This is a genomic window from Methylophaga sp. UBA5088, assembly GCF_002414625.1.
Taxonomy (GTDB): Bacteria; Pseudomonadota; Gammaproteobacteria; order Nitrosococcales; family Methylophagaceae; genus Methylophaga; species Methylophaga marina.
Map to the genome: position 1 here is coordinate 19,786 of NZ_DIAC01000017.1, position 1,451 is coordinate 21,236.

The window sequence follows — 1,451 nt, forward strand, 5'->3', positions numbered from 1 at the left end:
CGCAGTAAGCACTGACACACAACCAGTTGACTCATCAATAAGCTGTTTACAAACAGCATCCAGTAATGCCTTTTCTCCCGGCCGTTCCCCAGTTTCATAATCCACTAACACCACCCATGATGATTTTGCAGAAAACTCAAACTGATCTGGTGGAATGATTTTATCTTGATGATAAAGCCTGAGCTGTGCAGCTAATTGAGGACGCTCAGTTGTATTTTCATTTTTAACCAGATGATGTAGATGACTAATCAGTCCCTGCATATTTTCACTATTTCTTCCCAGCCAAAAGAATCGTGAAATCAACCACGCTTCCTGTGCCGGGTATTGTTCTAATAGCGATGCCATCCACTGCTCTGTCGATAACGCAGGATCTGGATGCTGCATTAATTTGTCAGGGGGCTCATTTAAAATGGGGTGACTGTTCAAACTTGACGCCCCCATAAGACGCTGATCGCTATGCAATGCGATAAGATTTTTTAGCAGACCTTTTTTGATATTTTCCATCAGCTGGTTGGCTGTTTCACCAAACACGCCGCCCGCGAAGACTAAATCTGACTGTTTTAATAAAGCGGCTTGTTGATTTACGCTTAAGTCTTGCCACTGTTCGGTCGTGCGTATTTGCACTGACGTGGAGGAATGAGAGGGGTGTTTTAAAAACTCATGCGCACCAGACACCACTTCCGGTACATTTCGTGGTGTGACAATCAGCAATAATTGCTCGGCCAGGACTGATGAAGAAAAAAGAAAAAGAATGAAACAAAGAATAAGTCGGTTAAACACAGCGCTATCCATCGATATATAAAAACACTGAGTTATCAAACCACGTCGGAAAGATCAGACACCGCTTAATAACTCAAAGATGATTCGCCATTAAACGGTTTCCCGCTCCAACTGCACACCCCGGCCATCGGATAATAACGTTTTCATGGCAGATATCCTGGCTCACGCTTCAACATTTCCAACTCACCTTCCCGAAATCGATCGATTTCAGTGGTTTTACATCATCGTTGTCAGAAACTTCACGTATACAGTTGCGGGGACAGCTTCGGTTAAGAATTCCCTTTTAACTCTGCTAAGAGACCATAAAAATCAGAATTATACGTACTTACCCGAGTAACAACCACGGTTTGGTGACGCAGACAATCTTGCGAACAAGAATAATGCACAAAATAAAGATAGACAGCCCAAATAGTGATGGCTAATATCCAACTGAGACTCAATGTTTAATCAGGATGCTCGCCCTCTATTTCAATGAAAACAACAAAAGGAAGATAAAGGATGTTGAAGGAATTCAAAGAGTTTGCAATGCGCGGCAATGTGTTAGATATGGCCGTGGGGATTATCATCGGTGGTGCGTTTGGCACCATTGTGAAGAGTTTGGTAGCCGACGTAATTATGCCACCTATTGGTCTATTACTGGGAGGTGTCGACTTTTCAGACTTATTTATCAA

General features: G+C 42.8%; 1 protein-coding gene, 1 pseudogene and 1 riboswitch. Of the genes and pseudogenes, one reads left to right on the forward strand and one right to left on the reverse strand.

Translation table 11 applies throughout. The features are described 5' to 3' along the window. Positions 1-780 (reverse strand): annotated as a pseudogene (locus tag B4K20_RS02290) (hypothetical protein); the annotation flags it as partial. A gap of 130 nt (positions 781-910) precedes the next feature. Next, positions 911-1,100: riboswitch (cobalamin riboswitch) on the reverse strand. 178 nt (positions 1,101-1,278) lie between these two features. Between B4K20_RS02290 and mscL the strand changes: the two are divergent. Continuing rightward, positions 1,279-1,451 (forward strand): large conductance mechanosensitive channel protein MscL (gene mscL, locus B4K20_RS02295; protein ID WP_289281742.1); only part of this gene is annotated, 173 nt, incomplete at its 3' end.